The following is a 26,638-nucleotide window of genomic DNA, read 5'->3' as shown; positions in this document are numbered from 1 at the left end:
ATTCATTATGTCAAGAATAGGAAAATTACCAATTAGTATACCTGCCGGTGTTACCATAGAACAGAAGGATGGCGTGGTTTCTGTGAAAGGCCCTAAGGGTGAACTCTCTCAGAAAGTAGATGCTTCGATAAAAGTTAACATTGCAGACGGCCAGATTACATTCGAAGTTGATGAGAATAGTCCGGTGAATTATAAGCAGAAACAAGCTTTCCACGGTTTATATCGTTCTTTGGTCAACAACATGGTTGTAGGTGTAAGCGAAGGCTACACGAAGACGATGGAACTTATCGGTGTAGGTTATCGTGTTTCTAATCAAGGTAACTTGGTAGAATTCTCGCTTGGTTATACTCATCCCATCTTTATTCAACTTCCGAAAGAAGTTAAGGTTGAGACGAAGTCTGAAAGAAACCAAAATCCGATTATAACTTTGGAGTCTTGTGACAAGCAATTGCTCGGACTCATTTGCGCTAAAATTCGTTCTTTCCGTATGCCTGAGCCTTATAAAGGAAAAGGTATCTTATTCCAAGGTGAAGTTATTCGCAGAAAGTCTGGTAAGACGGCTGCAGCTAAGTAATTTTAATTTTTTACGATTATGACAACAAAGAAAGTAGAAAGACGAATTAAGATAAAGTACCGCATTCGTAAAAGTGTGAAAGGAACAGCTGAACGTCCGCGTCTTAGTGTATTCCGTTCCAATAAGCAGATTTATGCTCAGGTTATAAATGATTTGACTGGTAATACTCTTGCCTCTGCATCCTCTCTTGGTCTTGAAGCTATGCCTAAGATACAGCAGGCTCAGAAAGTAGGAGAACTCGTTGCAGAAAAAGCACAGGCTGCCGGGGTGACAGCTGTAGTTTTTGATCGTAACGGTTATCTTTACCATGGACGTGTAAAAGAATTAGCTGATGCAGCTCGTAAAGGTGGTCTTAAATTTTAAACGATTATGGCAATGAATAGAGTTAGAATAAATAGTGACGTAGAATTGAAAGACCGCTTGGTTGCTATTAACCGTGTAACCAAAGTTACAAAGGGAGGTAGAACTTTTACCTTTGCAGCTATTGTCGTAGTAGGCGATGGTAATGGTATTATCGGCTATGGTCTTGGAAAAGCAGGTGAAGTTACCGCAGCTATCTCTAAGGGGACGGAGGCAGCTAAGAAAAATCTAGTAAAGGTTCCTGTTCTAAAAGGAACTATTCCTCATGAGATAGAAGCACATTATGGTGGCGCACAAGTTTTCTTGAGACCGGCAGCTGCCGGTACCGGTCTTGTTGCCGGTGGTGCTATGCGTGCTGTACTTGACAGTGTAGGTGTTACAGATGTACTTGCGAAATCAAAAGGCTCTTCGAACCCTCACAATTTGGTAAAAGCGACGATTGTGGCATTGAGCCAAATACGCGATGCATATACGATTGCTGGCACTCGTGGTATAACCATGGATAAAGTATTTAACGGATAAGAAGAAAAACAATGGCAACGATTAAAATCAAGCAGATAAAGAGTAGAATAGGAGCTCCGATAGACCAGAAACGTACTCTTTTGTCGTTAGGTCTTCACAAGATTTCTCAAGTTGTTGAGGTTGAAGATACTCCAAGCACTCGTGGTATGATCCGTAAGGTCCACCACTTAGTAAATGTAGTTGAATAATTAACCTTATTAAAATTAGAAATAGTTATGAAATTAAATAATTTAAAACCTGCTGAAGGTTCAACACATTCACGTCGTCGTATTGGTCGTGGTCCGGGATCTGGGCTCGGTGGTACTTCTACCCGTGGACATAAGGGAGCAAAAGCTCGTTCCGGTTACAAGAGAAAGATCGGTTTTGAGGGAGGGCAGATGCCACTTCAGCGTCGTGTTCCGAAAGCAGGATTTAAGAATATCAACCATAAGGAATATTTCGCAGTAAATCTTTCGACTTTACAGTCTTTGGCAGAGTCTAAAAACTTAGCTAAAATCGGAATTGCAGAACTTAAGGAGGCCGGTCTTACCAATGGTAAGGAGCTTATTAAAATTCTGGGTAATGGTGAGTTGAAAGTCAAGATTGATGTTGAAGCAAATGCATTCTCTAAGACCGCCGAAGAAGCTATTAAGGCAGTTGGGGGAAATGCAACTATAATCTAAGTCAATGAAAAAGTTTATTGAGACACTGAAGAACTGTTGGAGAATTGAGGATTTGCGTCAGCGTCTCCTCATAACTCTTCTGTTTACGGCAATTTATCGTTTTGGTTCGTTTGTCGTGCTTCCGGGTATTAATCCTGCCTCTTTGGAGACTCTTCGACAACAGACTGCGGGCGGTCTTATGTCGCTCCTTGACATGTTCTCTGGTGGAGCATTTTCCAATGCATCGATCTTTGCGCTTGGAATTATGCCTTATATTTCGGCATCTATCGTTATGCAGATACTTGCTGTTGCCGTACCTTATTTCCAAAAGATGCAGCGCGAAGGCGAAAGTGGGCATAAGAAGATAAATTGGTATACACGTTGGCTAACTGTAGCAATCTTGCTCTTTCAAGCTCCGTCTTATCTTTTCCATTTGAAATACCAAGCAGGCCAAGCTTTGGCTTCCGGTATTTCGTGGACAGCTTTCATGATACCATCTGTTATAATCCTTGCTGCTGGGAGTATGTTTATCTTATGGTTAGGTGAACGTATTACTGATAAGGGGGTAGGAAATGGTGTTTCTCTGATTATTATGTTGGGAATTATTGCACGTCTACCCGGTTCTTTTGTACAGGAATTTTCTTCACGCGCAACGGATATTTCTGGCGGTGGAATCATTATGCTTATCGCAGAGATATTAGTTCTGTATTTTGTTGTTTGTGCTGCAATCCTTTTAGTGCAGGGTACACGTAAGGTGCCGGTGCAATATGCTAAACGACTTGTAGGTAACAAGCAATATGGAGGGGCTCGTCAGTATATTCCTTTGAAACTGTTTGCAGCTAATGTTATGCCTATCATCTTTGCCCAAGCTTTGATGTTCATTCCATTGGCTATTGTTCAGTATCAGACAAAAGATGCATCTCCAATAGTTCGTTCGTTAATGGATACTCATAGTTTGCTGTATAATGTGATATATGTAACTCTTATTATAGCGTTTACTTATTTCTATACGGCCATTACATTGAACCCGACACAGATGGCAGAGGATATGAAACGCAATAATGGATTTATACCCGGAATTAAGCCGGGCAAAGATACGGCAGAGTATATTGATACCATCATGTCTCGAATTACTTTGCCGGGTTCTTTGGCTATCGCATTTATTGCCATAATGCCGGCGCTAGTCAGTGTGTTCCATGTTCAACAGGAATTTACTCAATTCTTTGGTGGAACTTCTTTACTTATTCTGGTTGGTGTGGTTATTGATACATTACAACAGATAGAAAGTCATCTGTTGATGCGGCATTATGACGGTTTGCTCAATTCTGGGCATACACGTAGTGGCGGTGTCTCTGCCTATTAAGTGTACTTCCGCTAATGGAGATATTTCTTAAAACAGAGGATGAAATTGAGTTGATGCGTAAGGCGAACCGACTTGTCGGCGATACCTTGGCAGAATTGGCTAAACATATAAGACCGGGTGTAACCACTCTTCAATTGGATAAGATAGCAGAGGAATTTATTCATGATCATGGTGCAATACCAACGTTTAAGAATTTTCTCAATCCTTTTGGAGAGCCGTTTCCGGCAAGTATTTGTACTTCCGTGAATGCTATAGTTGTTCATGGCATACCGAGTGAGAAAACAATTTTAAAAGATGGTGATATTATTTCGGTAGATTGCGGTACATTGCTTGACGGATTCAATGGTGACAGTTGTTATACATTTTGTGTTGGGGAGGTGTCAGCTCCGGTGAAGAACTTGCTTAAAACTACTAAAGAAGCGCTTTATATGGGCATTGAACGGGCTGTAGCCGGTAAACATATCGGCGATATAGGTTATGCTATTCAAGAGCATTGTGAGCGTCGAGGATACGGAGTGGTACGAGAACTTACCGGACACGGGATTGGACGAAAGATGCATGAGGATCCTGCAATTCCGAATTACGGTGTGTGTGGCGGGGGAGTCATGTTGAAAGCTGGTATGTGTATAGCTATTGAACCGATGATTACGATGGGAGATCGAAAAATTGGGCTTTTGCCGGATAAGTGGGGGATTATAACTCGTGACTTAAAACCTGCAGCCCATTTTGAGCATACTATTGCTATCAGAAACGGTAAGGCAGAAATTTTATCTTCGTTTGAAGAAATTGAACGTTTAGAAGGAGAAATATATTAAATATGGCAAAGCAATCTGCGATAGAGCAAGACGGAACAATCATAGAGTCGCTCTCAAATGCAATGTTTCGTGTAGAACTCGAAAATGGAGTACAGATTATAGCGCATATCTCAGGTAAGATGAGAATGCATTATATAAAGATTCTTCCCGGCGATAAGGTTAAGGTAGAAATGAGTCCTTATGACCTTACTAAAGGTAGGATTGTATTCAGATACAAATAATCAAGTATAAAATATGAAGACAAGAGCATCGTTAAAGAAACGTACAGCCGATTGTAAGATCGTACGTCGTAAAGGGCGTCTGTTCGTTATCAACAAGAAAAACCCTAAGTACAAGATGCGTCAGGGGTAAGTTAAAAAACTGTAAAGGTAAAATAATGTGCAATATTATTAATACCTTTGCATGCTTTTTAGTGAAATTTGAATTAAAAAATTAACTTTTTATCATTTAACAAATGGCAATAAGAATTGTTGGAGTAGATTTGCCCCAGAATAAGCGTGGCGAAATCGCATTGACTTATATCTATGGTATAGGTCGAAGTAGTTCAGCAAAGATATTGGATAAGGCGGGCGTAAGCCGTGACTTGAAAGTCAGTGAATGGAATGACGATCAGGCAGCTAAGATCCGTGAAATTATCAGTGCTGAATTCAAAGTAGAAGGTGACCTTCGTTCAGAGGTCCAAATGAATATCAAGCGGCTGATGGATATTGGTTGCTATCGTGGAGTTCGTCATCGTAATGGTCTTCCGGTTCGCGGTCAGAGTACTAAAAATAATGCTCGCACCCGTAAGGGAAAGAAGAAGACTGTTGCTAATAAGAAGAAAGCTACTAAGTAATTTTAAGGAGGAAATTAATTATGGCAAAAACAAAAGCAACATCTAAGAAGAGAAATGTAAGAGTTGATGCAGTCGGACAGCTTCATGTTCATAGCTCATTCAATAATATAATTGTATCTTTGGCTAATAGCGAAGGCCAGATCATATCTTGGTCTTCGGCCGGTAAGATGGGATTTCGTGGTTCCAAGAAGAATACTCCTTATGCAGCACAGATGGCTGGTGAGGATTGTGCAAAAGTAGCTTTCGACCTCGGTCTCCGCAAAGTTAAGGCATACGTTAAGGGACCGGGAAATGGTCGTGAGTCTGCTATCCGTGCCGTACACGGTGCAGGAATTGAAGTTACAGAAATTGTAGATGTGACGCCGTTACCGCACAATGGATGCCGTCCTCCGAAGAGACGTAAGGTATAGTCCTATCACATCTCTATCAAAGTATCAATTAATAAATCGCATATTTTTATATTATGGCTAAATATATAGGTCCGAAATCTAAAATTGCACGCCGATTTGGTGAACCCATTTTCGGTGCTGACAAAGTTTTGTCCAAGAGAAACTTCCCTCCTGGACAGCATGGCAACAACCGTCGTAAGAAGACCTCAGAGTACGGTGTCATGTTGGCAGAGAAGCAAAAAGCTAAGTACACGTACGGTGTGCTTGAACGCCAATTCCGTAATATGTTCGAAAGAGCTGCAAAAGCAGATGGCATTACCGGTGAAGTTCTTCTTCAGAATCTTGAGAGTCGTCTCGATAATGTGGTCTTCCGTCTTGGTCTTGCCCCTACTCGTGCTGCTGCTCGTCAGCTTGTTGGGCACAAGCATATCGTAGTTGACGGTAAAGTTGTAAATATTCCTTCTTACTCCGTTAAGCCGGGACAGATTGTTGGTGTTCGTGAAAAAGCTAAATCTCTTGAAGTTATTGAAACGGCTCTTGCCGGTTTCAATCATAGCAAATATCCTTGGATCGAATGGGATGATAACTCAAAGAGTGGCAAATTCTTGCATAAGCCCGAACGTGCCGACATCCCAGAGAATATTAAGGAACAGTTAATCGTTGAGTTGTACTCTAAATAAATCATTGAATTAATGGCGATATTAGCATTTCAAAAACCTGATAAAGTTGTAATGGTGGAGGCTGATGACAAGTTCGGTAAGTTCGAATTTCGTCCGTTAGAGCCCGGTTTCGGAGTTACCATTGGTAATGCTCTGCGCCGCATTCTTCTTTCATCGCTTGAAGGTTATGCTATCAACACCATCCGTATAGGAGGCGTTGAGCATGAGTTTTCTTCAGTACCTGGTGTAAAAGAAGATGTTACCAACATTATCTTGAATCTCAAACAAGTTCGATTCAAGCAAGTAGTAGAAGAATTCGAGAACGAGAAAGTTAGTATCACCGTAGAGAATTCCACTGAATTCAAAGCAGGTGATATAGGTAAGTATCTGACTGGATTTGAAGTGTTAAACCCTGATTTGGTGATTTGTCATTTAGATGTCAAAGCCTCTATGCAGATAGATATTACTATCAATAAGGGCCGAGGTTATGTGCCTGCTGATGAAAATCGTGAATTCTGCACAGATGTAAACGTACTCCCAATCGATTCAATCTACACCCCAATTCGTAACGTAAAGTATTCTGTTGAGCCATACCGTGTTGAACAAAAGACCGATTATGATAAACTTGTGCTCGAAGTTACGACGGATGGTTCCATTTACCCGAAGGATGCATTGAAAGAAGCTGCAAAGATCCTTATCTATCATTTCATGTTGTTCTCTGATGAAAAGATTACGTTGGAGAGTTCCGATCAAGAGAACAATCAGGAATTTGACGAAGAAGTTCTGCACATGCGTCAACTGCTCAAGACAAAACTTATCGACATGAACCTCAGCGTTCGTGCACTTAACTGTCTGAAAGCAGCAGATGTCGAAACTCTTGGAGATTTGGTTCAGTATAACAAGACCGATCTTCTCAAGTTCCGTAACTTCGGTAAGAAATCGCTCTCAGAGCTTGATGATTTGCTTGAGAGTCTGAATCTGTCATTTGGAACCGATATTTCAAAGTATAAACTTGACAAGGAATAATATCGGAAAAGAGACGAAAGATAAGCGATTAGTAGTTGATACTCTTTCTCTTTTTATCCTTTGTTGTATTTTCCTTTTCATCAAAGAAAGAACAAAATGAGACATAATAAAAAATTCAACCATTTAGGTCGTACTGCATCTCATCGTAGTGCCATGCTTGCAAACATGGCGGTTAGTTTGATCATGCACAAAAGAATCACTACGACCGTAGCCAAGGCTAAAGCCTTAAAGAAGTATATTGAACCGTTGATAACTAAGGCTAAAGACGATTCTACCAATTCTCGTCGTGTGGTTTTCCGTTATCTTCAGAATAAAGAAGCTATTACAGAACTCTTCGGCAGTGCAAAGGCAAAATCAGAAGGTAAGGTTTCTGTTATCGAGAAAGTGGGCGATCGTCCCGGCGGTTATACTCGAGTAATCAAGCTTGGTATACGTAAGAGCGATGCTGCTCCTATGGCATTTATCGAGTTTGTAGACTTCGATGAGAACATGGCCAAAGCTCCTAAGGCTGCTAAAAAGACTCGTCGTAGCCGTAAGGCAGCTCCTAAAGCGGAAGTTGCTGAGCAAACAGCAAAGGTAGAGGCAACCGATGCGCCTGTTGCTACTACGGAAGAAGCTCCTAAGGCAGAAGCTGCAGAATAATTAAAAGGATTGAATTTCTTTTCTTATAAGCGTCTCCACTCTTATGTGAAGGCGCTTTTTCTATATAAATAAGGCCTATTCGATTTACATATTATTATATAGGAACCTTATTTTCCTATATATTTTTCCTGTCTGTATGAAACATCTTGCAAAGATGATATAGCCTCATAGCCTGAATACATGCGCCGTATAATGGCGATAAAGTTAGGGTGTAAAACTGATATATGGCGTATCTGGTAAAATCGGATACGCCATATAAATTTATAACAGCAGTATTGCGAATAAGAAAAAAGTACACGCTTGTAACAGATTACGGCCGTTGCGAGCGGGGAAAATATTAGTCTTTGAAGCGTTTTAGAAAGTAGTTATTGCTGTTATGCGTATCGAATGTCCACGACGGGGTATCGAGACGTCTGCCGTCTTCCGAGGCACTGAGCCATTCGGGAAATATCTCTATCTCCTGTGCCGGCATAAAACTCTGTGCCAACAGCACCTTGCGGTCGCCCTTATCATTCTCTGCTACATCGACAACAATCTCTGCATGTCCCGGAAATCCGCCTTTTATGATCACGTCTCCGGCCTGTATATTCTTCGTCCAACAGCGGCCTATGGGCGTCAGTTCTTTGCTGAGCGATGCCGTTCCGGCATATTGAAACACGATGTTAAGGTAATCTCGGAAAGTTTTATAGGAGTAGTCCTCCTTTTGAGTCTTTATCCAAGAGTTACAATTTCGTATGCGATACCCCTTTGCCCATTTCGAATATTCCGCCTTGAAACCGTTGGTAAAGCAGAACCGTATCTTATCGAACTGCTTGGTTTGCCACAGATAAGAGGCACGAAGAAAGATGATGGCATCGGCGCATTGCTCGTTCGCATTCTTTCCGAAGTCCATGTTTACGATGGCTCCGCCGTATTTAGCCGTCTTAACCTGTCCGTTATAGTAATGAAGATCGCTGTTTGCGGGCTTTAACGGCAGGTTACGAAGGAAATAGGCAAAGCTCCCTTTCGTTACGGCCACCCGCTTATAACCTGCCGGAGCGGGTATGCAACGGGCGAGGTTATCGGGTGTGGCTACTTTTACCGGCTCGTTTTTTACTTGAAGAGGTTTATCGGAAGACTTTGCTCCGCATGCTGTCAGCATGATGGAGGCAAAAAGTAGAAATGCTATTCTGTTCATTATACGTTATTTTTGCCCAAAGATACGAAAAATAGATGTAAAAAGAACAATTAACAGATAAGATAATGCAGTGCGATACTCTTATCAATAGCCCACGCTTTCCAGCCACTTTTCTACTTTTGCCTTGCCCGAACGCACCTCGTGTCCGTAGATGGCGAACGCGCCGGTAATCGTGGCTTTGGGGTATAGAGACTTCAAGTCTTCGACCACATTTGCCAGTCCGCTGCCCTCATGTGTAGTGAATGGAATAATTGTTTTGCCGTTCAAATCGTACTTCTTAAAGAAAGTAAACATCACCTGCGGGTAAGTTCCCCACCATACAGGGCCACCAATGAAGATGGTATCGTACTGTCCAATGTCGTTCACCGCACCTTTAAAGGGCGGCAGCTCGCCGTTTTCGGCCTCTTTCTGTGCCAGCTTGGTGAGGTCGGAGTAGGGCATATCATAGCTTTTCTCGGGTATAATCTCGAATTCGTCGGCCCCTGTACGTTCCTTAATATAGTCGGCCACGATTTTTGTATTGCCCACCTTGATGTTTCCCACTGCATAGTTTTCACCCGCATGCGAGAAGAATACGATCAATGTCTTACCTTTTTTCATGTCGTTTTCTTGTTTGTTATTGCCACCGCAAGCCGTAGATACAAGCAACAGAGCGACTGCGGCGAATGCTTTCAATAGTTTCATATCAGTGTTGTATGAATGTTTTACCGTTTTTCTTTACATTTGCTATAGGCCTCGCCAGCCCATAAACATCTTCACAGTTTCCGGATCATTGTGGTCGAAGAAGGCGCTCTTGCCCAAATCCAATGCCTTTATTTGTTCCATTTCCGTATCGGTCAGTTCGAAATCATAGATACTGAAGTTCTGTTCCATACGCTCTCTGTGAGTAGATTTCGGTATGATAATCACGTCTCGTTGAGTGAGGTAACGAAGTGCAACCTGTGCAACGCTCTTGCCATGTGCCTTGCCTATAGCCTCCAAAACAGGGTTGGTAAAGAGCCCGTTACGCCCTTCTGCGAGCGGTCCCCACGACATAATGTGCGTTCCAAAACTATCCATATACTCCTTAGCCTTGATTTGTTGGCAGAACACATGCGTCTCCACTTGGTTAACGGCGGGCACGATGTCTACGTTGCTTGCCAAGTCTATGAAGTGATTAGGTTGGAAGTTGCTCACGCCGATAGCCCTCAGTTTGCCCTCGCGATAAGCATCTTCGAGTGCGCGATAGGCACCGTAGTAATCGCAGAACGGCTGGTGGAGCAGCATAAGGTCGATGTATTCGGTTTGCAGTTGGCGCAAACTCTCGTCGATACTTGCCTTGGCATGCTCGTAACCATAGTTGCTGATCCACACTTTAGATACCAAGAAAACCTTGCTGCGGGCTATTCCGCTGTTCTTAACCGCAGCCCCCACGCCATCTTCATTGCGATATGCCTGCGCTGTATCTATGAGACGATAGCCCACTTTCAATGCTTCGCTTACACAACGTTCGGCTTCTGTCGGTTCTACCTGATACACACCATAGCCGAGTTGCGGCATCTTTACTCCATTGTTTAATGTTACGTACTTCATTGTTTTATTCTTTTTAGTTTACAAGTGCAAAGTTATAACGATTTTATGATAATGTTGTTTCACAAATTTCCGTGATGATTTCACAAATTACGTAAATCGTTTGTTGGTTATAAAAATAATGTCTATTTTTGTCTTATGAGCGAGATTAAGGAGACGGATTTTGTTTTTTCCACCGATTTTCTGCAGATCAACGATAAACGTTTCCATGATTGTTGCCTGCATTTGATATGCCTCGACGGCGAAGGCAGCTTTGTCTTCAACGACCGTTGCTACCATATCCGGCGCAATGATGTCGTAATTCTCATTCTTCCCGATAAGGTGTGTAACCTTGCTCCCCATCCTGAATTGCGGGTAGAGTTTTTTGTTGCGCCTTATAGGTTTTTGAACAATCAGCTTCCGCCCAATAACTTCGGCATCGGAGGAGGCATCAGTTTGTACGATAATCCCGTGATTCCTTTGTCCGAAACGGATGCCTTGTGCTTCGTAGAAGATATTCACCGGCTTCGCGACCGTATGAAAGAAAATGCTCATCCGTTCTATCGGGAGCTGATGGGAAGCCTCTGCCAAACAATGATATACGATCTTTTCTGCTTCCATTCCAAATATCACGGCATGTTAGACGCTACGGATCGCCGCAGTTTTGTCGTTAAAGAGCTGCTGCAACTGTTGCAAACAGGCATCTCGCGTACACAACGCGAAGTTTCTTATTATGCCGAACGTCTCAATGTTTCACCCAAATATCTCTCCGATACCGTGCGCCGTACCACGGGTAGCAGCGTAACATTTTTTATCGATCGCTATACAGTACCGATGCTGAAAGGTTTTCTCGAAGACGAACGTTTGTCGCTTACACAGATATCAGAGATGATGAATTTCACCTCTCTATCGTATTTCAGCCGCTACGTTTCCAAGCATTTGGGAATGACACCCAGCCAGTATCGCATGAGTTTACAGCCGAGAAACGGCTGAAGATAGGATTTTGTAACAAGCGTTTATGTTCTTTCTTTTATCGCTATGTCGTGAGCGCAAATTATGATAATATGGACACCTGATGGCGGAAAAAATGCTTCATTTCGTAAATTAATACGGCTCCATGCAATGCAAAATAGCTTGCTTGGCAATGATATAGCTGTTACTTGTGACTACCGTAGATTTGGTCTTTTTAGGGATTTCCCTATATTTATTTAGGGAAAATGCTGGAGTCTTGTCGCATAATTTATTTATTTTTGCAATATATTTAAAAGGTTTCGAATATGAAAAAGCTCATGTTATCAACAGTTTGTGCTGCTTTTCTTCTAAGTAGCTGCGATACTTATACGGGTACGGGTGCCTATGCAGGAGGAACGCTTGGCTCTATTCTCGGCTCAGCCATCGGAGGTATCAGCGGCGGACCGCGTGGTTCAGACGTTGGAACTATAGTGGGAATGGCCGGAGGTGCCATCATCGGCGGCGCTATAGGAGCTAAAGCCGATGAGAAAAGGCAAGATGATTTGTACCAATATAGGCGCGATAAAGAAGAACGGGCATACGAACGGCGGCAACGACAACATGACCGACAAGAAGAACAGGTGTATGAAACCGATGCCGGAGAGGAAGAATTGAATAGCGGTTTCGATGCTTCGAATAGCGGAGACGACCGTTTATACGATTTCAACGGTACCGATTATACCGGCAATTATACTGCTCAAACGCCTACAGTTACTATGCCTGCTACCTCGAGTGTGGAGAACTTGGCCAACGGGTTGCACTATTCGCCGGCGATAGAGATACGCAATGCTCGATTTGTAGACGATAATCAGGATAACGTAATCAGCCGTGGAGAGTTGTGTAAGATAATCTTTGAGGTGATGAACCGTGGGAAAGAAGTGCTTTATGATGTGCAGCCTACCGTTATCGAAGCTACGGGTAATAAGCATATATACATCTCCCCGGGCGTACATGTAGAGAAAATTATGCCGGGAGCAGGCATACGTTATACAGCTTTGGTTAAGGCGGATAATCGATTGAAGAACGGTAAAGCCAAGTTCTGTGTTTCGGTTGTTCAGGGAACAAAGTCTATATCGAAAGTCAGCGAGTTCAATATTCCTACACGAAAGTAGGAATATTGAACCGACATTTATTGCTTATAGGCGATTTTAACCAATACCGGATAATGATCGGATGGTGTGCGTCGGGCGTATTTCTTGAACTTTAATTCTTTCGGAGCCTTATTGCTACTTAAGTTTTCCTTACTGCCTTTCTCCGTCCAATAGCCGTTAGTAAGCACTCCATAGCGCTTTACATCGAACTTAGGCGATACGAAGATGTGGTCTATACGGCTCTCTGTTTTCAGTTCGGTATCGAAGTCATTGAAAGTACCATTCTCGGCAAAGCGCATTTCAGCTGCCGAATAGGAATCTTTAAGTATGCCCGAAGCAGAGAAAATCTTAAAGATCTCATCGTTTTGGTCTACGTTGAAATCGCCCGTGAGTATCACCGGAGCGTTACCGCCTGTTATCTCTTTGATCTTTCTGATGACTAATTTGGCCGATTCTCTGCGTGCTACAACGCCGATATGATCCATGTGTAAGTTGAAAAAATAGAATTTCAGCTTATCTTTATTGTCCATAAATTCGCCCCAAGTGCATATCCTGATGCAGGCGGCATCCCATCCCAATTTAGGTTTGTCGGGTGTTTCGTTCAACCAGAAGTTACCCGATCTGATCTTGGTAAGTTTATCTTTCTTGTAAAAAATGGCAGAATATTCGCCTTTTTCCTTGCCGTCGTCGCGGCCAACCCCAATGTAATTATAACCTTCGAGCCCTTTTTGCAAGTCGTGTATTTGGTTTACTTTGGCCTCTTGTGTACCGAATATATCGGGTTCTTCGAAGTTCAACATGTCACAGATGATAGGCCAACGCCGTTCCCACCCGTTGCCTTCTTTCTTATCACCATCGTTGTCGTAGCGGATGTTGTACGTACCGACGAAAAGGTTTTGTGCTTGAATGCCTATTGCACAGAACAGGCAAAAGATTAAAATAAACTGTTTTTTCATATCGTTTTATTTGTTTCTACGTCTTTTCTTAGTTCTCTTTTGACGCTTCTTGGTATGTTTAGGAGTGCGTTTCTTTACGCTTTTTCTTTTTTTCGATACCACCTTCTTGTTATCGATCGTACTGTCGTTTTTCTTCTGTTGTGCAAATTTATATTCATTCTGTGATATGCCGAAGTCCATTTCGGGCAGTTCGTTCTTATCATCCGGTTTGTAAGGAACAATTATGCTGTCCGCACGTGTTACTTCAACCATGGTCACACCTTTGCTGAGTATACCCAATTCTTTCGCTGCTCCCCATGAAAGATCGATAATTCTGCCACGTGAAAACGGTCCTCTGTCGGTAACTTTCACTACGACTTCTTTACCGTTATCGAGGTTTCTCACACGAAGCATCGTACCGAAAGGATAGGTGCGATGGGCACAAGTCATACTGTCGTGGTGCAACCTGATGCCGCTTGCCGTACGTGCACCAGTTGCTCTCTTTGAATAAAAAGTGGCTTTACCCCTCTGAGTTTGAGCTGTCAGAGGTGTAAAGCCGCTTAGTACAATAATAAAAATACAAATACTTCTTCGATAATTCACTGTTTTATGGTTTGAAAAGACCGGTGCGTCTTCTTATTGGCTGGCAGTGTAACGCCGTTACAATGTGCACCGGTCTTCATATTAAGCCGTGTCAAACGACACCTTGTGCCATCATTGCATGGGCTACCTTCATAAAGCCGGCAACATTGGCACCTTTCACGTAGTCGATATAGCCGTCGGGTTGCGTGCCGTATTTTACACACTGTTCGTGAATGGAGTGCATTATATAGTGCAACTTCTCGTCGACTTCTTGTCCGCTCCAGTGCAAACGAATGGAATTTTGCGTCATTTCAAGGCCCGAAGTTGCTACGCCTCCCGCGTTTACAGCTTTGCCCGGAGCAAAGAGCTGCTGCGCTTCGACGAACTTAGTTACGGCATCTGCCGTGCATCCCATATTGCTTACCTCGGCCACGCAGTCGGGTTTATGTGCCAAAATCATATCGGCATCTTGGCCATTGAGTTCGTTCTGTGTTGCGCAAGTCAGATAGATGTCGGCCTTGCACTCCCAAGGTTTCTTGCCTTCAACAAACTTCGAGCCCTTGAATTTATCGGCATAAGGCGAACAAATGTCATTGCCTGTTGCACGCAGTTCGAGCATGTATTCTATCTTTTCGCCGCTGATACCGGCAGGATCATATATATATCCGTCCGGTCCACTGATGGTTATCACCTTCGCGCCAAGCTCTGTAGCCTTCTTAGCTGCGCCCCATGCAACGTTTCCGAAGCCACTGATGACCACACTCTTGCCCTTGATATCGATATTACGTGTCTGAAGCATCTGGTTTACAAAGTACAGGGCGCCGTACCCGGTGGCCTCCGGACGCAGGATAGATCCGCCCCATTCCATGCCTTTACCGGTAAGAACACCTTCCCATTGTGTAGTAAGTTTCTTATACATACCGAAGAGATAACCTATTTCTCTGCCCCCTACACCGATGTCGCCTGCCGGTACGTCGACGTTAGGTCCAATATGTCGGTACAGTTCTGCCATGAACGATTGGCAGAAACGCATTACTTCAGCATCGCTGCGCCCTCTGATCGAGAAGTCTGAACCGCCTTTTGCGCCGCCCATAGGCAAGGTGGTAAGTGCGTTCTTGAATGTTTGTTCGAAGCCTAAGAACTTCATAATCGACAGATTTACCGATGGGTGAAAGCGCAAACCTCCCTTGTACGGGCCTATCGCGCTGTTGAATTGTACACGATAACCTATGTTTACATGTACGTCGCCCTTATCGTCTGTCCACGGTACACGGAACATCACGATGCGTTCGGGCTCTACGATGCGCTCGATAATCTTAGCTTTTTCGAACTCCGGATGTTGGTTGTAAACATCCTTAACGGATAGAAGTACCTCTCTTACAGCTTGTAAGAATTCCGATTCCCCCGGGTGTTTTTGCTCGAGGTCTTGCATGATTTTTTCAACTTCCATGGTAGTGTAATTTTTTTATAAATGAGTAGTTGTCAAAATGTCAATAACATGTCGCAAATATATATTTTTTATTGATAACCGCCAAATAATACTTGTTTTTTTTGAGTTTTGGCGTTACACTTTGTAAAGTTTAACCTTTTGTGCTTCTTATTTTTAAAGTGTATCGATGGTATTTGCGGTATCTATATGCCTTACATTGCCTATTTAATCTCGTTAGGATGCCTGTATAAGACGGATAGCGTGCCGTTCGGGCGTGAGTACAACAGAAACAGACCGCTGTTGAGGGCAGTTTGTTTCCGTCGTATGTGAAATGTTTCAAAGTTGCGCCAAGGCCTGTTTGAGGTCGTCGATGATATCTTCGGCATCCTCTATTCCCACCGATAGGCGTATCAGGTCGGGGGCAATACCGGCTTCGCGCAGCTGTTCGTCGGTTAATTGTCTGTGGGTGTGGCTTGCCGGATGCAGCACGCAAGTGCGGGCATCGGCCACATGAGTAACGATGTTGATGAGTTCTAACGAGTCCATAAACCGTATAGCGGTGTCGCGGTTGCCCTTCAAACCGAAAGCAATCACGCCGCACGAGCCGTTGGGAAGGTATTTCTGTCCCAGCCGGTAGTCGCTGTCGTCTTTCAAACCGCAGTAATGTATCCACGCCACACGCTTGTCATCGTGCAGAAATTCGGCCACTCTTTGGGCGTTCTTGCAGTGTTGCGGCATGCGCAGATGTAGCGTTTCCAGCCCGAGATTGAGCAAGAAAGAGTTCTGAGGTGCCGGTATAGAGCCGAGATCGCGCATGAGTTGAGCCACGAGTTTGGTGATGTATCCCAGTTTGCCGAATGCTTCGGTGTAAATAAGTCCGTGGTATGAGTCGTCGGGAGTGCATAGTCCCGGGTATTTCTCGGCATGTGCTTGCCAGTCGAAGTTACCGCTGTCTACGACTACACCGCCCACCTGCGTGGCATGCCCGTCCATATATTTGGTGGTAGAGTGGGTAACAATGTCGCATCCCCACTCGAAGGGGCGGCAGTTGACAGGCGTTGCGAAGGTATTGTCTATCAAAAGAGGCACGTTATTCCTATGGGCTATGCGTGCAAACTTCTCTATGTCGAGCACACGGCAGCTCGGGTTAGAGATGGTTTCTCCAAAAACAAGCTTGGTATTCGGACGGAATAATCGTTGTATATCTTCTTCCGAAGCATCCGGACCGACGAATGTACACTCTATGCCCAGTTTTTTCAGCGTTACTCCGAACAGGTTGTAAGTGCCTCCGTATAGCTCGTTAGAGGCGATGATGTGGTCGCCCGCCTCGCATATATTGAACACAGCGTAGAAGTTGGCCGCCTGTCCGCTGGAGGTGAGCACGGCACCTATGCCTCCTTCAAGGGCAGCTATTTTTCTTGCAACGGCATCATTGGTGGGATTTTGCAGGCGTGTATAGAAGTAACCTTCTTTCTTTAAGTCGAACAGCATGGCCATTTCTTCGCTGTTGTCGTACTTGAAAGTGGTGCTTTGTATGATGGGCAGTACACGCGGTTCCCCGTTTTTGGGCTCCCATCCTGCCTGTACGCATAGGGTGGCCAGTCTCTTTTCTTTTTTCATTTTTTCGGTTTTTGTTGATATTTTATGCAAAATAAACGCTTTTTGTCCATATAAACAAGAACTTTTTACACTTCTGTAGTTATCATACCTTTGCCGTTAATCTTTTATAACTAAAAAGATGGCGGCCGTTATACTGTGATGCTATATCTTTGCAATCGAGTTTTTAATTCAATAAATAGTAATATGAAGAAGTTAATTTTAAGTGCAACGATGGCTGTAGCCATGTTGTGTATGAGTGTCGGTGCGAATGCGCAAGATGCCAAGAATAAGGGAAATGAGAAGAAGACAGAGCAAACTTGCTGCAAGAAAGATAAGGGTTGCGGGCAGAAAGAGTGCGATAAAGCCAAGAAAGAGTGTAAGGGTTCTGCTTGCAACGAGGCCGGAAAGCAAGAATGCAAGGAGCAGGGAAAGGCTCCGTGCTGCAATTCTTCTAAGAAAAAAGCAGCCGATAAAAAGATGAAAAAAGAAAAGATGTAATTCTGTTTCGGCACAACTGCCGTGCACATATTTATATAAGGCGCACCTTTAGGCCATACCGTAATCCGGTTGTAAGCCAAGAGGGGGCGCCTTGTTTATTGTATGTTTTATCCGTGTTGCGGTATAATTCTTGTTGAAATGTTCGTTTGTTCCGCCGTTTTTGTGTAAGTTTGTGGCAGTTAAGTGGCAATATTTGCGACAGTTTTAGCATGCTGCTGCTGTGGATTTTAATAGGAATATCGGTTTTATGAGTGAAAGCAATCCCGAACAGTGGAATAAGTTTTATCTGAAAGACGTCACGTTTGTCAACCTGATGTTGCGCCGTATATATAATGTATTGATAGTGGCTAACCCTTACGATGCATTCATGTTGGAAGACGACGGGCGCGTAGAAGAGAAGATATACAATGAGTATATGGAACTCGGACTGCGCTATCCGCCCATGTTCACACAGGTAAGTACGACGGAAGAAGCGGCGAAAGTGCTCAGTACAACCAACATAGATTTGGTGATATGCATGCCGGGTACGGCCGATAACGATGCTTTCAGTGTGGCACGTTCCATCAAGGCAGACTTCCCGCATATCCACTGCGTAGTGCTCACACCGTTCTCTCACGGCATTACCAAACGCATGGAAAACGAGGATTTGAGTATCTTCGATTACGTTTTCTGCTGGTTGGGAAACACCAATCTTATTCTTTCGATCATCAAACTTATCGAGGATAAGATGAACATAGAGCACGATATCAAGGAAGGGGGTGTGCAAATGATCCTGCTCGTAGAGGACAGTATCCGCTTTTACTCGTCCATTCTTCCCAACTTGTACAGCTATATATTGCTGCAAAGTCAAAATTTAGCGAGCGAAGCCCTTAATAAACACATCGCTACATTGCGTATGCGTGGCCGCCCGAAGGTAGTTTTAGCGCGCAATTATGAAGAGGCAATGGACTTCTATCGTAGGTATAGCGATAATACACTGGGCGTTATCAGCGACGCAAGGTTCCCTGTAAATGGGAAAAAAGACGCTGAAGCCGGCCTGAAACTGCTGCGTGCCATCCGTGCCAAGGACGAGTATGTGCCGTTGATTATGGAAAGTTCGGAGTCGTCCAACCGACAGAAGGCCGAAGCAGAGGGCTTCAAGTTCGTCGACAAGAACTCTAAAAAGATCAGTGTCGACCTGCGTAACATCATTGAAGAGCACATGGGATTCGGCGATTTCATCTTTCGAGATCCGAAAACTCATGCGGAGATCATGCGCGTACACTCTTTGAAAGAGTTACAGGATAATATTTTTAAGATACCGGATGACTCGATGCTCTATCATATCTCGCGTAATCATATGAGCCGTTGGCTCAGTGCGCGGGCGATATTCCCCGTATCGGCTTTCCTTAAGAATGTCACATGGCACAAATTGCAGGATGTGGATGCGCACCGAAAGATTATCTTCGATGCCATTGTGCAGTATCGCCACATGAAGAACATCGGCGTTGTAGCGGTTTTCGATCGCCTTAAATTCGATAAATACGCCCACTTTGCCCGTATCGGAGAAGGCTCTTTGGGCGGCAAGGGGCGTGGTTTAGCGTTTCTTGACAATGTGGTGAAGATGCATCCGGAGTTCAACCAACACGAAGGGGCTACCGTTCAAATACCGAAAACCCTTGTGCTTTGCACCGATCTCTTTGATCGGTTCATGGATCAGAACAACCTTTATCAGATCGCATTGAGCGATGCTTCCGACGATGAAATACTCGAACATTTCTTGAAGGCACAGCTTCCAGACTCGCTAATTGCCGATTTCTTTACCTTCTTCGAGGCAACCAAGACGCCTATAGCTATCCGTTCGAGCTCGCTGTTGGAGGATGCACACTACCAACCCTTTGCAGGTGTTTATTCTACTTATATGATTCCTTACCTCGACGACCGCTATACGATGCTGCAAATGCTTGCTTGTGCCATTAAAGGAGTGTATGCCTCGGTGTTCTATCGCGACTCTAAAGCCTATATGACCGCTACGAGTAACGTGATCGATCAGGAGAAAATGGCGGTCATTTTGCAAGAAGTAGTGGGCAAACAGTATGGAGATCATTTCTATCCCAATATCAGCGGAGTGCTTCGTTCGCTCAATTATTATCCGATAGGCGATGAAACTGCCGAAGACGGAATTGCCTCCTTGGCGCTCGGTTTGGGGAAATACATCGTCGATGGGGGACAAACGTTGCGGGTATCTCCCTATCATCCCGCCCAAATATTGCAGACCTCGGAGCTCGATATCGCCCTTCGTGAGACACAGACACAGTTTTATGCACTCGATATGAAGCATGTCGGCAACGATTTCAAGGTCGACGACGGCTTCAATATCCTTAAACTGAAGGTGAAAGATGCCGAGGCCGACGGCTCTCTGAACTACATCGCGTCGACTTATGATCCCTATGATCAGGTGATACGCGACGGCCTTTACGAAGGCGGACGCAAGATAATCTCGTTCTGCGGCGTGCTTCAACAAGGAGTATTTCCGCTGCCCGAAATTCTTCAAATGTCTATGAAATACGGTTCGGAAGCCATGAAACGTCCGGTAGAAATAGAGTTTGCCTGCAATCTGAACGACGATAAAACGGGCGAGTTCTACCTTCTGCAGATACGACCGATTGTAGACAGCAAGCAAATACTTGACGAAGACCTCTCGAAGATTGCCGATGAACGTTGCTTGTTACGCTCTCATAACTCCCTCGGACAGGGTGTCAGCGAAGACGTAACGGACGTTGTGTACGTGAAAACAGACGATCAATTCTCGGCAATGAATAATCCTGCCATCGCTGCAGATATCGAACAGATGAACCGAAAGTTTCTTGCATCGGGCACGAACTATGTGCTCATCGGCCCCGGACGGTGGGGTTCGAGCGATTATTGGTTAGGTATACCCGTGAAATGGCCCCATATCAGCGGAGCAAGAGTTATTGTTGAAGTGGCTCTGAAGAACTATCGTGTAGATCCGAGCCAAGGAACACACTTCTTTCAGAACCTAACCAGCTTCGGTGTAGGTTACTTTACCATCGACGAGAGCCGTAGTACAGGACTGTATAACAAGGCAATTCTCGACGAAATGCCTGCTGTTGAAGAGACGAAGTTCATACGTCATGTGCGCTTCGACCGTCCGCTTAAAATCATGATGGATGGCAAGAAACAGGAAGGAGTGGTACTTCTGTAAATAATACTTGTACTTGATTTAAATCAAGAAAGCGATACTTGTTGGAAATAATACAATAAAATGTTTGAGATATATGTATAATCTATATATCTTTGCATTGTGTTTTTCATGGTATTAGATTTAAGGTTAACAAAGATTGGACTACAGCGGTAGTCCTTTTTTTATGTCCTTACGTTTCGGCAGTGCTGTCGATGTGTCGCCGCCGCAATGTGCAAACATCGTTTTTGTTCTTTTCGTATGCTTGGAATAGAAGTGCCGTCTATGCCCGATAAAGGCCAAGTCTGAGGTACATAGGAGTGCTGCCTGTTGAAGACAGACAACATGTATAATACAAACGAACCATCTGTAACAAGCCATAACAAAGTCTTAAAAAAACGAAAATGAACAGTTCCTATATGTTTTATTTCTTATTTTTGCGTTGCGTTATGCAATCTGCCATCGAAGGCGGTTGCCATGTTTGCCACCTGTAAATCAAAAGAACATCAATGAATTTAAAGATATTTTACATAGACAGGGCCGATGCCTTGGCCGGAGAAATAGCAGCGCTTAAAAGGAAAAATCGCGGATTTGTTTCCGGCGAAATCATCTTCTTCTTGGCAATGATAGCCTTTGCAGTGCTCTATACAGTGGCAGATTGGGGTGCCGTGTTGCTTGTTTTGGCAGTGTTGTCGGCCGCTGTATACCTCGCAGTCCGTCGTCTGGATGTGATTAACAGTGAGAAAATCGGGGCCAAAAGCAGTCTGTTGAAAGTCTATAAGCACGAAATAGCGTATCATGAGGGCGATTACAGCGCGTTCGGCACCGGCCACAAGTACATCGATGCGCACCATCCGTTCTCGTTCGATTTAGATATATTCGGTCCACAGTCACTGTTTAATCGTGTCGACCGTACCGTTACCACGGGTGGGAGCGACCGTTTAGCGGCATTGTTAGGTGCAGAACACGAAGCCGGACAGGGCGAAATAAAGCGGATAACGCGGCAGAAAGAAGCGATAAACGAACTTGCCGAGATGGAAACATGGCGGGCGGAGTTCATCTCCATCGGGCAGACGACGGGCGAAAAGATAGACTCTTCGGCCATCAGCAAGGCTTACGATCGGATCAGTACCGCCGGAATACCGTCGTTTGTGGGCAGTATACCGGTGTTGGTTGTGGCTTGTATGGCCATCGCAGGGATATGGTTGGCGGCCGTTCTGCCTTTCTTTACAACGATGAGCGGTAGTGTTGCCGTTACTTGGGGCGTGGTGCAGTTCGTCATTGTGTACCTATTGTGCTCGAAACCTCTGCGAATCATCGGCAAATCCGTCGATGTGTTGCACGAACATTTGCAGGCCTATGTGCGTTTGATACGCCTTGTATCGGGCACAGAACTTAGAGCCGAAGTTAATCTGTCGATAGTCCGTCGGCTACAAACGGCATCCGCATCGTTCGATAGATTGGAAGATATCCTCAACGGACTCGACCGCCGCGGCAACATTCTCGGCATGATACTCTTCGATACCTTTATGCTTAGCGATCTTTTCTTGGTGCGACGTTTCCTGAAGTGGCAACGCCTGTATATGTCGCAGGTAATGGAATGGGTAGACGAAGTGAGCCTTATCGACGCATTGGTGTCGATGGCAACATTCAAATACAACGAACCTGATGGCACTGAAGCACAACTTACAGACGCCGAAACGGTGGTGTATGAGGCATGCGGACTGTATCATCCGTTCTTGGGAGCAAAGGTCGTGCGTAACGATTTTACGGTAGAAGACGGCCGTTACTATATTATTACGGGGGCCAACATGGCGGGCAAGAGCACTTTCCTGCGCTCTATCGGCATCAATTATGTGCTTGCAATGAACGGAATGCCCGTGTTTGCCAACAATATGAAGGTTTCCATTTACCGCATCTTCAGCAGTATGCGCACTACAGACGACTTGTCTAACGGCATTTCATACTTCAATGCCGAGTTGTTGAGGCTCAAACAACTCATCGAATACTGTCGGCACAGCAGGCGTACACTCATCATTCTCGACGAGATATTGAAAGGAACGAACTCGTTAGATAAGCTCAACGGCTCGCGTTTGTTTTTGGACTATATCTCTCATTTGCCCGTCAGCGGCGTGATAGCCACCCATGATCTGGAGCTTTCTAAGATGAGTGAGGAGCATCCGAGGCACTTCTATAATTATTGTTTCGAAATAGAACTGGCAGAACACATTACCTATACTTATAAAATAACGCCCGGAGTGGCGCGTAATCAGAATGCTACATTCCTGCTGAAAAGCATATTGCAATAGGGTGAGTGGGCAAGGCATGCGGGCTATCTGGTGCCAATTTTGCCTACACCTTATTATATTATATGCGGAAAAGTCAAAATATAACCGTAATGACTCTACAACCTGTAAAACTTGAAAACAATTTTTGTTTTTCTTGCCAAACCCAATAAAAATACCTATATTTGCGCTGTTATGTATGATAATGATCATTTTATTTAAGTATTTTTATATATGAAAAAGTATTTAGCAGAGATGTTTGGCACGATGGTGCTTGTGCTTATGGGCTGCGGAGCGGCCGTGAGTTTGGGATGTAACAACGGTGATCCTGAGACAGTTGTCGGTACAGCGATGGCATTCGGCCTATCTGTCGTTGCTATGGCTTATACCATCGGCGGTATTTCGGGCTGTCATATCAATCCGGCCATTACTCTTGGCGTGTTTCTAAGTAAACGTATGAGCGCTAAAGACTGCGGTATGTACATGTTGTTCCAAGTAATAGGAGGCATAATAGGTGCATCTATCCTTTACATTATTACATCCAGTACGGGTATAGTGGGCACCGGAGCCAACGATTTGCAGGCTTATGGCGACGGAACCATTACGGTTATCGGCGGTTTCTTGGCCGAAATGTTCTTTACATGCGTATTTGTATTGGTGGTACTTGGCGCTACAGCCAAGACAAACGGTGCAACTAACAACTTTGCAGGCTTGGCTATCGGTTTGTCGCTGATACTTGTACATTTGGTATGTATCCACTACACGGGCACTTCGGTGAACCCTGCACGTTCTATAGGGCCGGCTCTTTTCCAAGGCGGAACGGCACTCCATAACCTTTGGATATTTATTGTTGCGCCGATGGTAGGTGCAGTTATCGCCGCTCTTGTATGGAAAGTGGTCGATCCGGAGCTGGTAGAAAAGTAATTATATCATTCATATTTTGCCTCCGGAGATGGGGGTAAACGGCAAGAAAGGTTACCGCTATGCAGTATTTTCGGTGGCGGTGGCCTTTCTTTTTCTTAAGTTATTCATGTTTGGAGTTTATAGATAGGATGAAAAAAAATAAGGTTTCGCTGACAGAGAAGAAATATCTTGTGCCCTTTGTACTAATAACTTCGTTGTTTTTTCTATGGGGATTTGCAAGGGCTATCCTCGATCTATTGAACAAACATTTTCAGAATGAGCTGCATATTACGATCACACAGTCGGCACTCATACAGGTTACAACCTACCTCGGTTACTTTCTGATGGCCATTCCGGCAGGCATATTTATCAATAAGTTCGGCTATCGGCGAGGCGTAGTTTTTGGTCTTTTGCTCTTCGGATGCGGTTCCTTGCTGTTTATTCCGGGGGCTGAATTGGGCACATTTTATGGTTTTCTTGCCGCTTTATTTATCATCGGATGCGGTTTGGTATTTCTCGAAACGGCGGCAAATCCGTATGTTACGGAACTTGGAGTGCGCGAAACGGCCACGAGCAGGCTCAATCTGTCGCAGTCGCTCAACGGGCTTGGCAGTCTTTTCGCAACATTTTGTGTAGGACAGTTCTTGTTTCGAAACGATACGACCGATGGTAATGTGGTGGTTCCCTATACCATTCTCGGGGTTTTGGTATTAGTAATAGCCGTGATATTCTCGAGAGTAGACCTGCCTGAAATAACACATGAAGCGGCAAAGACGGAAGCAGAAAATAAGGAAGACAGTAATCTTAGAAGTCTTTGGAGACATAAATTGTTTGTTTTCGGACTGTTTGCGTTGCTGGCATACGAGGTGGCCGAAATCTCTATCAATAGTTATTTCATCAATTTCGTGACCGGTCAGAATTGGATGAGCGACCGTACTGCTTCTGTTGTACTTACCTGTGCGCTGGCTTTCTTTATGGTGGGACGTTTCATAGGCAGCTGGATTATGCGGCGCGTACGTGCCGAAAAGATGCTGCTGATATGCGGTTCGGGCACGGTAGGATGCACATTGATCGTGCTTCTGGACATGGAAAATCTGTCTCTGATTGCGCTTTTGTGCAATTACATGTTCGAGGCAATCATGTTTCCCACTATATTCTCTTTGGCTTTGTCTGGCTTAGGAAGGCTTACCAAGAGTGCTTCGTCGCTGTTGATGATGACGCCTATCGGCGGTTGCGGTTTCCTGTTGATGGGCTATGTGGCCGATAATACGAACCTTGTGGTGCCGTTTATAATTCCTTTGCTTGGCTATATGTTCGTATTTCTGTACGCTCTGCGGTTGGTAAGAGGATATAGAAACGATATTGAAACGACAATGAAGTGATAAAAGACAATAGGATATAGGTTTGAAGTTATAGCTTTCGTTTCAGATAGGGTAAGAACGGGAAACCGGTATCCGGAAAGTAAAAAGCCTGTGCATAAGGATGTTATTTTTTATAGCATGCCCGTATGCACAAGCGAAAGATTTATTCTTTATTATATTATTTGCCCTTACAGCACCGTCTGTAGTGGCAGCCGTTATTCGAACACACTATAGATGGGCAGTCCGCGCCATGCCTGCGGGCGTTTTAGGTTGAACACTTCGGCGATGGTGGCAGCCGTATCGAACTGCATCATCACGTCTTTTATCACCATTCCTTTCTTCACGTTCTTGCCGCAGATGATAAAAGGAATTTCCATTTCCTGTAGGGTTTTCCCGCCATGACCTTTGCCTATCCCGCCATGATCCGACGTCATCATGACGATAGTATCGTCGTATATGCCTGCATCTTTCAGCGCTTGAATGATGCGTCCTACCTGCTTGTCGAGCTTGGCAAGCACGTCGTAGTATGCCGGAGTATCGTGTCCGATGGCGTGCCCTACGTGGTCGACCTGATCAAAGCATACGGCCAAGAACGTTGGTTTACTCTTCTTAATGTACTGTTCGGCCATCCGGCAGAGTTGTTCGTCGTCTTTTTCGTAATTAGATGCCACATCTACGTAATTAATAGCAAGCGAATCGATAAGATATTTTATGCCATCCCACTCCGCAATGTTCCCTGTTTCGGCGTTAGGTATCTGCTCTCTGATGACAGAATAGATGGTGGGATAGATGCCGTGAGCATTGGTACACATCGAAGGTATTTCGGGTACGCGCGAATTCCAGTTGGTGTATCCGTGCATTTCAGTACATGCACCGTTGAACATTGCCGACCAATTGACGGCTGATTCTGATGGGAGATCGCAACGTTTCTTCAGTGTATAGCAGCCATTCTGCATAAGTGAGCGTATATTAGGTATGTTGTGTGCCTTCGGTACGCTATATGCACCCCATCCGTCTATACCGATTAATATCACATGTTTTGCCTTCCATTTCTTTGCATTTGCCTGCGTTAATCCGAATACCGTAAGCAGGAGTACGGCCAATAGCATTTTTCTGTTCATTGTAGATTGATAATTTTATGTTGTTTAAATTAGGTTATGACTTGCGAATATTTACCGTTCGTCGTCGACTCATCGCTTTTTGCCTTTGACA

Annotated in this window: 29 protein-coding genes; 21 read left to right on the top strand and 8 right to left on the bottom strand. The window is 44.4% G+C overall.

Annotated features, from left to right (window positions below):
* Positions 1-7 precede the first annotated feature (7 nt).
* The 14 genes from rplF (at position 8) to rplQ (ending at position 7,826) form a co-directional block, all read left to right on the top strand.
* Positions 8-574: a 50S ribosomal protein L6 gene (gene rplF, locus BN3912_RS04925; protein WP_023984639.1), complete on the top strand. Its 567-nt coding sequence runs from the start codon at positions 8-10 to the stop codon at positions 572-574.
* An 18-nt stretch (positions 575-592) separates the two neighbouring features.
* Positions 593-937 carry a 50S ribosomal protein L18 gene (gene rplR / locus BN3912_RS04920; protein WP_004369541.1) on the top strand — a complete coding sequence of 115 codons (345 nt, stop codon included), beginning with the start codon at positions 593-595 and terminating at the stop codon, positions 935-937.
* Between the two features lie 6 nt (positions 938-943).
* Positions 944-1,456 (top strand): 30S ribosomal protein S5, encoded by a 513-nt coding sequence (gene rpsE / locus BN3912_RS04915; protein WP_004369542.1) that lies wholly within the window; start codon positions 944-946, stop codon positions 1,454-1,456.
* 11 nt (positions 1,457-1,467) lie between these two features.
* The gene (gene rpmD, locus BN3912_RS04910; RefSeq protein ID WP_004369543.1) at positions 1,468-1,644 is read left to right on the top strand and encodes a 50S ribosomal protein L30; all 177 of its coding nucleotides are present in this window, start codon (positions 1,468-1,470) and stop codon (positions 1,642-1,644) included.
* A gap of 27 nt (positions 1,645-1,671) precedes the next feature.
* Positions 1,672-2,118 (top strand): 50S ribosomal protein L15, encoded by a 447-nt coding sequence (gene rplO / locus BN3912_RS04905; protein ID WP_023984640.1) that lies wholly within the window; start codon positions 1,672-1,674, stop codon positions 2,116-2,118.
* 4 nt (positions 2,119-2,122) lie between these two features.
* Positions 2,123-3,460: a preprotein translocase subunit SecY gene (gene secY, locus BN3912_RS04900; RefSeq protein WP_023984641.1), complete on the top strand. Its 1,338-nt coding sequence runs from the start codon at positions 2,123-2,125 to the stop codon at positions 3,458-3,460.
* Positions 3,461-3,474: 14 nt separating this feature from the next.
* Positions 3,475-4,275: a type I methionyl aminopeptidase gene (map, locus tag BN3912_RS04895; protein WP_023984642.1), complete on the top strand. Its 801-nt coding sequence runs from the start codon at positions 3,475-3,477 to the stop codon at positions 4,273-4,275.
* Between the two features lie 2 nt (positions 4,276-4,277).
* Positions 4,278-4,496 carry a translation initiation factor IF-1 gene (infA, locus tag BN3912_RS04890; protein WP_004369550.1) on the top strand — a complete coding sequence of 73 codons (219 nt, stop codon included), beginning with the start codon at positions 4,278-4,280 and terminating at the stop codon, positions 4,494-4,496.
* Between the two features lie 13 nt (positions 4,497-4,509).
* Complete coding sequence (gene rpmJ, locus BN3912_RS04885; RefSeq protein ID WP_004369552.1) at positions 4,510-4,626, top strand: 50S ribosomal protein L36; 117 nt, start codon at positions 4,510-4,512, stop codon at positions 4,624-4,626.
* A 103-nt stretch (positions 4,627-4,729) separates the two neighbouring features.
* Positions 4,730-5,110, top strand: a complete 381-nt coding sequence (rpsM, locus tag BN3912_RS04880) for a 30S ribosomal protein S13 (RefSeq protein WP_004369554.1) — start codon at positions 4,730-4,732, stop codon at positions 5,108-5,110.
* A gap of 20 nt (positions 5,111-5,130) precedes the next feature.
* On the top strand, positions 5,131-5,520 hold the full coding sequence (gene rpsK, locus BN3912_RS04875; protein WP_004369556.1) for a 30S ribosomal protein S11: 390 nt from the start codon (positions 5,131-5,133) through the stop codon (positions 5,518-5,520).
* A 53-nt stretch (positions 5,521-5,573) separates the two neighbouring features.
* Positions 5,574-6,179, top strand: coding sequence for a 30S ribosomal protein S4 (gene rpsD / locus BN3912_RS04870; RefSeq protein ID WP_004369558.1), 606 nt, complete (start codon positions 5,574-5,576; stop codon positions 6,177-6,179).
* Positions 6,180-6,191: 12 nt separating this feature from the next.
* A complete protein-coding gene (locus tag BN3912_RS04865; RefSeq protein ID WP_004369560.1) occupies positions 6,192-7,184 on the top strand; it encodes a DNA-directed RNA polymerase subunit alpha in 993 nt (330 codons plus the stop codon).
* A gap of 96 nt (positions 7,185-7,280) precedes the next feature.
* A complete protein-coding gene (rplQ, locus tag BN3912_RS04860; RefSeq protein ID WP_023984643.1) occupies positions 7,281-7,826 on the top strand; it encodes a 50S ribosomal protein L17 in 546 nt (181 codons plus the stop codon).
* A gap of 337 nt (positions 7,827-8,163) precedes the next feature.
* Here rplQ and BN3912_RS04855 read toward each other — a convergent pair whose 3' ends face one another.
* The 3 genes from BN3912_RS04855 to BN3912_RS04845 form a co-directional block, all read right to left on the bottom strand.
* Entirely contained in the window at positions 8,164-9,003 is an 840-nt protein-coding gene (locus BN3912_RS04855) for a DUF4846 domain-containing protein (protein WP_023984644.1), read from the bottom strand.
* An 84-nt stretch (positions 9,004-9,087) separates the two neighbouring features.
* Positions 9,088-9,687 (bottom strand): flavodoxin, encoded by a 600-nt coding sequence (locus BN3912_RS04850; RefSeq protein ID WP_023984645.1) that lies wholly within the window; start codon positions 9,685-9,687, stop codon positions 9,088-9,090.
* 42 nt (positions 9,688-9,729) lie between these two features.
* Positions 9,730-10,575: an aldo/keto reductase gene (locus BN3912_RS04845; RefSeq protein WP_023984646.1), complete on the bottom strand. Its 846-nt coding sequence runs from the start codon at positions 10,573-10,575 to the stop codon at positions 9,730-9,732.
* A gap of 135 nt (positions 10,576-10,710) precedes the next feature.
* On the opposite strand from BN3912_RS04845, the gene BN3912_RS04840 reads away from it, so the two are divergent.
* Both BN3912_RS04840 and BN3912_RS04835 read left to right on the top strand, forming a co-directional pair.
* Positions 10,711-11,544 (top strand): helix-turn-helix domain-containing protein, encoded by an 834-nt coding sequence (locus BN3912_RS04840; RefSeq protein ID WP_023984647.1) that lies wholly within the window; start codon positions 10,711-10,713, stop codon positions 11,542-11,544.
* Positions 11,545-11,828: 284 nt separating this feature from the next.
* Entirely contained in the window at positions 11,829-12,674 is an 846-nt protein-coding gene (locus tag BN3912_RS04835) for a hypothetical protein (protein WP_023984648.1), read from the top strand.
* Positions 12,675-12,691: 17 nt separating this feature from the next.
* On the opposite strand, the gene BN3912_RS04830 is transcribed toward BN3912_RS04835, so the two are convergent.
* From BN3912_RS04830 to BN3912_RS04815, 4 genes are all read right to left on the bottom strand, one after another.
* The gene (locus BN3912_RS04830; RefSeq protein WP_023984649.1) at positions 12,692-13,609 is read right to left on the bottom strand and encodes an endonuclease/exonuclease/phosphatase family protein; all 918 of its coding nucleotides are present in this window, start codon (positions 13,607-13,609) and stop codon (positions 12,692-12,694) included.
* 6 nt (positions 13,610-13,615) lie between these two features.
* Positions 13,616-14,191 carry a septal ring lytic transglycosylase RlpA family protein gene (locus tag BN3912_RS04825; protein WP_023984650.1) on the bottom strand — a complete coding sequence of 192 codons (576 nt, stop codon included), beginning with the start codon at positions 14,189-14,191 and terminating at the stop codon, positions 13,616-13,618.
* A 91-nt stretch (positions 14,192-14,282) separates the two neighbouring features.
* Positions 14,283-15,620, bottom strand: a complete 1,338-nt coding sequence (gdhA, locus tag BN3912_RS04820) for an NADP-specific glutamate dehydrogenase (protein WP_023984651.1) — start codon at positions 15,618-15,620, stop codon at positions 14,283-14,285.
* A 315-nt stretch (positions 15,621-15,935) separates the two neighbouring features.
* Positions 15,936-17,219 carry an O-acetylhomoserine aminocarboxypropyltransferase/cysteine synthase family protein gene (locus BN3912_RS04815; RefSeq protein ID WP_023984652.1) on the bottom strand — a complete coding sequence of 428 codons (1,284 nt, stop codon included), beginning with the start codon at positions 17,217-17,219 and terminating at the stop codon, positions 15,936-15,938.
* Positions 17,220-17,402: 183 nt separating this feature from the next.
* On the opposite strand from BN3912_RS04815, the gene BN3912_RS04810 reads away from it, so the two are divergent.
* The 5 genes from BN3912_RS04810 (at position 17,403) to BN3912_RS04790 (ending at position 25,447) form a co-directional block, all read left to right on the top strand.
* Positions 17,403-17,696 carry a hypothetical protein gene (locus BN3912_RS04810; protein WP_023984653.1) on the top strand — a complete coding sequence of 98 codons (294 nt, stop codon included), beginning with the start codon at positions 17,403-17,405 and terminating at the stop codon, positions 17,694-17,696.
* A 247-nt stretch (positions 17,697-17,943) separates the two neighbouring features.
* Positions 17,944-20,901: a PEP/pyruvate-binding domain-containing protein gene (locus tag BN3912_RS04805; RefSeq protein WP_023984654.1), complete on the top strand. Its 2,958-nt coding sequence runs from the start codon at positions 17,944-17,946 to the stop codon at positions 20,899-20,901.
* 485 nt (positions 20,902-21,386) lie between these two features.
* Positions 21,387-23,186: a MutS-related protein gene (locus BN3912_RS04800; protein ID WP_023984655.1), complete on the top strand. Its 1,800-nt coding sequence runs from the start codon at positions 21,387-21,389 to the stop codon at positions 23,184-23,186.
* Positions 23,187-23,396: 210 nt separating this feature from the next.
* Positions 23,397-24,086, top strand: coding sequence for an MIP family channel protein (locus BN3912_RS04795; protein ID WP_023984656.1), 690 nt, complete (start codon positions 23,397-23,399; stop codon positions 24,084-24,086).
* 128 nt (positions 24,087-24,214) lie between these two features.
* Positions 24,215-25,447: a sugar MFS transporter gene (locus BN3912_RS04790; RefSeq protein WP_036859797.1), complete on the top strand. Its 1,233-nt coding sequence runs from the start codon at positions 24,215-24,217 to the stop codon at positions 25,445-25,447.
* Positions 25,448-25,641: 194 nt separating this feature from the next.
* Here the strand turns inward: BN3912_RS04790 and BN3912_RS04785 are convergent, their stop codons facing one another.
* Positions 25,642-26,547: an alkaline phosphatase family protein gene (locus BN3912_RS04785; RefSeq protein ID WP_023984658.1), complete on the bottom strand. Its 906-nt coding sequence runs from the start codon at positions 26,545-26,547 to the stop codon at positions 25,642-25,644.
* Positions 26,548-26,638 lie beyond the last annotated feature (91 nt).

Source organism: Prevotella phocaeensis, assembly GCF_900065875.1.
Classification (GTDB): Bacteria; Bacteroidota; Bacteroidia; order Bacteroidales; family Bacteroidaceae; genus Prevotella; species Prevotella phocaeensis.
Note: the sequence above shows the minus strand (reverse complement) of the source record. Positions and strands in the feature narration are given on the sequence as shown.

Coding starts and splice junctions, on each gene's coding strand:
- rplF (WP_023984639.1), top strand. CDS start 8: ATGTCAAGAATAGGAAAATTACCAATTAGTATACCTGCCGGTGTTACC.
- rplR (WP_004369541.1), top strand. CDS start 593: ATGACAACAAAGAAAGTAGAAAGACGAATTAAGATAAAGTACCGCATT.
- rpsE (WP_004369542.1), top strand. CDS start 944: ATGGCAATGAATAGAGTTAGAATAAATAGTGACGTAGAATTGAAAGAC.
- rpmD (WP_004369543.1), top strand. CDS start 1,468: ATGGCAACGATTAAAATCAAGCAGATAAAGAGTAGAATAGGAGCTCCG.
- rplO (WP_023984640.1), top strand. CDS start 1,672: ATGAAATTAAATAATTTAAAACCTGCTGAAGGTTCAACACATTCACGT.
- secY (WP_023984641.1), top strand. CDS start 2,123: ATGAAAAAGTTTATTGAGACACTGAAGAACTGTTGGAGAATTGAGGAT.
- map (WP_023984642.1), top strand. CDS start 3,475: ATGGAGATATTTCTTAAAACAGAGGATGAAATTGAGTTGATGCGTAAG.
- infA (WP_004369550.1), top strand. CDS start 4,278: ATGGCAAAGCAATCTGCGATAGAGCAAGACGGAACAATCATAGAGTCG.
- rpmJ (WP_004369552.1), top strand. CDS start 4,510: ATGAAGACAAGAGCATCGTTAAAGAAACGTACAGCCGATTGTAAGATC.
- rpsM (WP_004369554.1), top strand. CDS start 4,730: ATGGCAATAAGAATTGTTGGAGTAGATTTGCCCCAGAATAAGCGTGGC.
- rpsK (WP_004369556.1), top strand. CDS start 5,131: ATGGCAAAAACAAAAGCAACATCTAAGAAGAGAAATGTAAGAGTTGAT.
- rpsD (WP_004369558.1), top strand. CDS start 5,574: ATGGCTAAATATATAGGTCCGAAATCTAAAATTGCACGCCGATTTGGT.
- BN3912_RS04865 (WP_004369560.1), top strand. CDS start 6,192: ATGGCGATATTAGCATTTCAAAAACCTGATAAAGTTGTAATGGTGGAG.
- rplQ (WP_023984643.1), top strand. CDS start 7,281: ATGAGACATAATAAAAAATTCAACCATTTAGGTCGTACTGCATCTCAT.
- BN3912_RS04855 (WP_023984644.1), bottom strand. CDS start 9,003: ATGAACAGAATAGCATTTCTACTTTTTGCCTCCATCATGCTGACAGCA.
- BN3912_RS04850 (WP_023984645.1), bottom strand. CDS start 9,687: ATGAAACTATTGAAAGCATTCGCCGCAGTCGCTCTGTTGCTTGTATCT.
- BN3912_RS04845 (WP_023984646.1), bottom strand. CDS start 10,575: ATGAAGTACGTAACATTAAACAATGGAGTAAAGATGCCGCAACTCGGC.
- BN3912_RS04840 (WP_023984647.1), top strand. CDS start 10,711: ATGAGCGAGATTAAGGAGACGGATTTTGTTTTTTCCACCGATTTTCTG.
- BN3912_RS04835 (WP_023984648.1), top strand. CDS start 11,829: ATGAAAAAGCTCATGTTATCAACAGTTTGTGCTGCTTTTCTTCTAAGT.
- BN3912_RS04830 (WP_023984649.1), bottom strand. CDS start 13,609: ATGAAAAAACAGTTTATTTTAATCTTTTGCCTGTTCTGTGCAATAGGC.
- gdhA (WP_023984651.1), bottom strand. CDS start 15,620: ATGGAAGTTGAAAAAATCATGCAAGACCTCGAGCAAAAACACCCGGGG.
- BN3912_RS04815 (WP_023984652.1), bottom strand. CDS start 17,219: ATGAAAAAAGAAAAGAGACTGGCCACCCTATGCGTACAGGCAGGATGG.
- BN3912_RS04810 (WP_023984653.1), top strand. CDS start 17,403: ATGAAGAAGTTAATTTTAAGTGCAACGATGGCTGTAGCCATGTTGTGT.
- BN3912_RS04805 (WP_023984654.1), top strand. CDS start 17,944: ATGAGTGAAAGCAATCCCGAACAGTGGAATAAGTTTTATCTGAAAGAC.
- BN3912_RS04800 (WP_023984655.1), top strand. CDS start 21,387: ATGAATTTAAAGATATTTTACATAGACAGGGCCGATGCCTTGGCCGGA.
- BN3912_RS04795 (WP_023984656.1), top strand. CDS start 23,397: ATGAAAAAGTATTTAGCAGAGATGTTTGGCACGATGGTGCTTGTGCTT.
- BN3912_RS04790 (WP_036859797.1), top strand. CDS start 24,215: ATGAAAAAAAATAAGGTTTCGCTGACAGAGAAGAAATATCTTGTGCCC.
- BN3912_RS04785 (WP_023984658.1), bottom strand. CDS start 26,547: ATGAACAGAAAAATGCTATTGGCCGTACTCCTGCTTACGGTATTCGGA.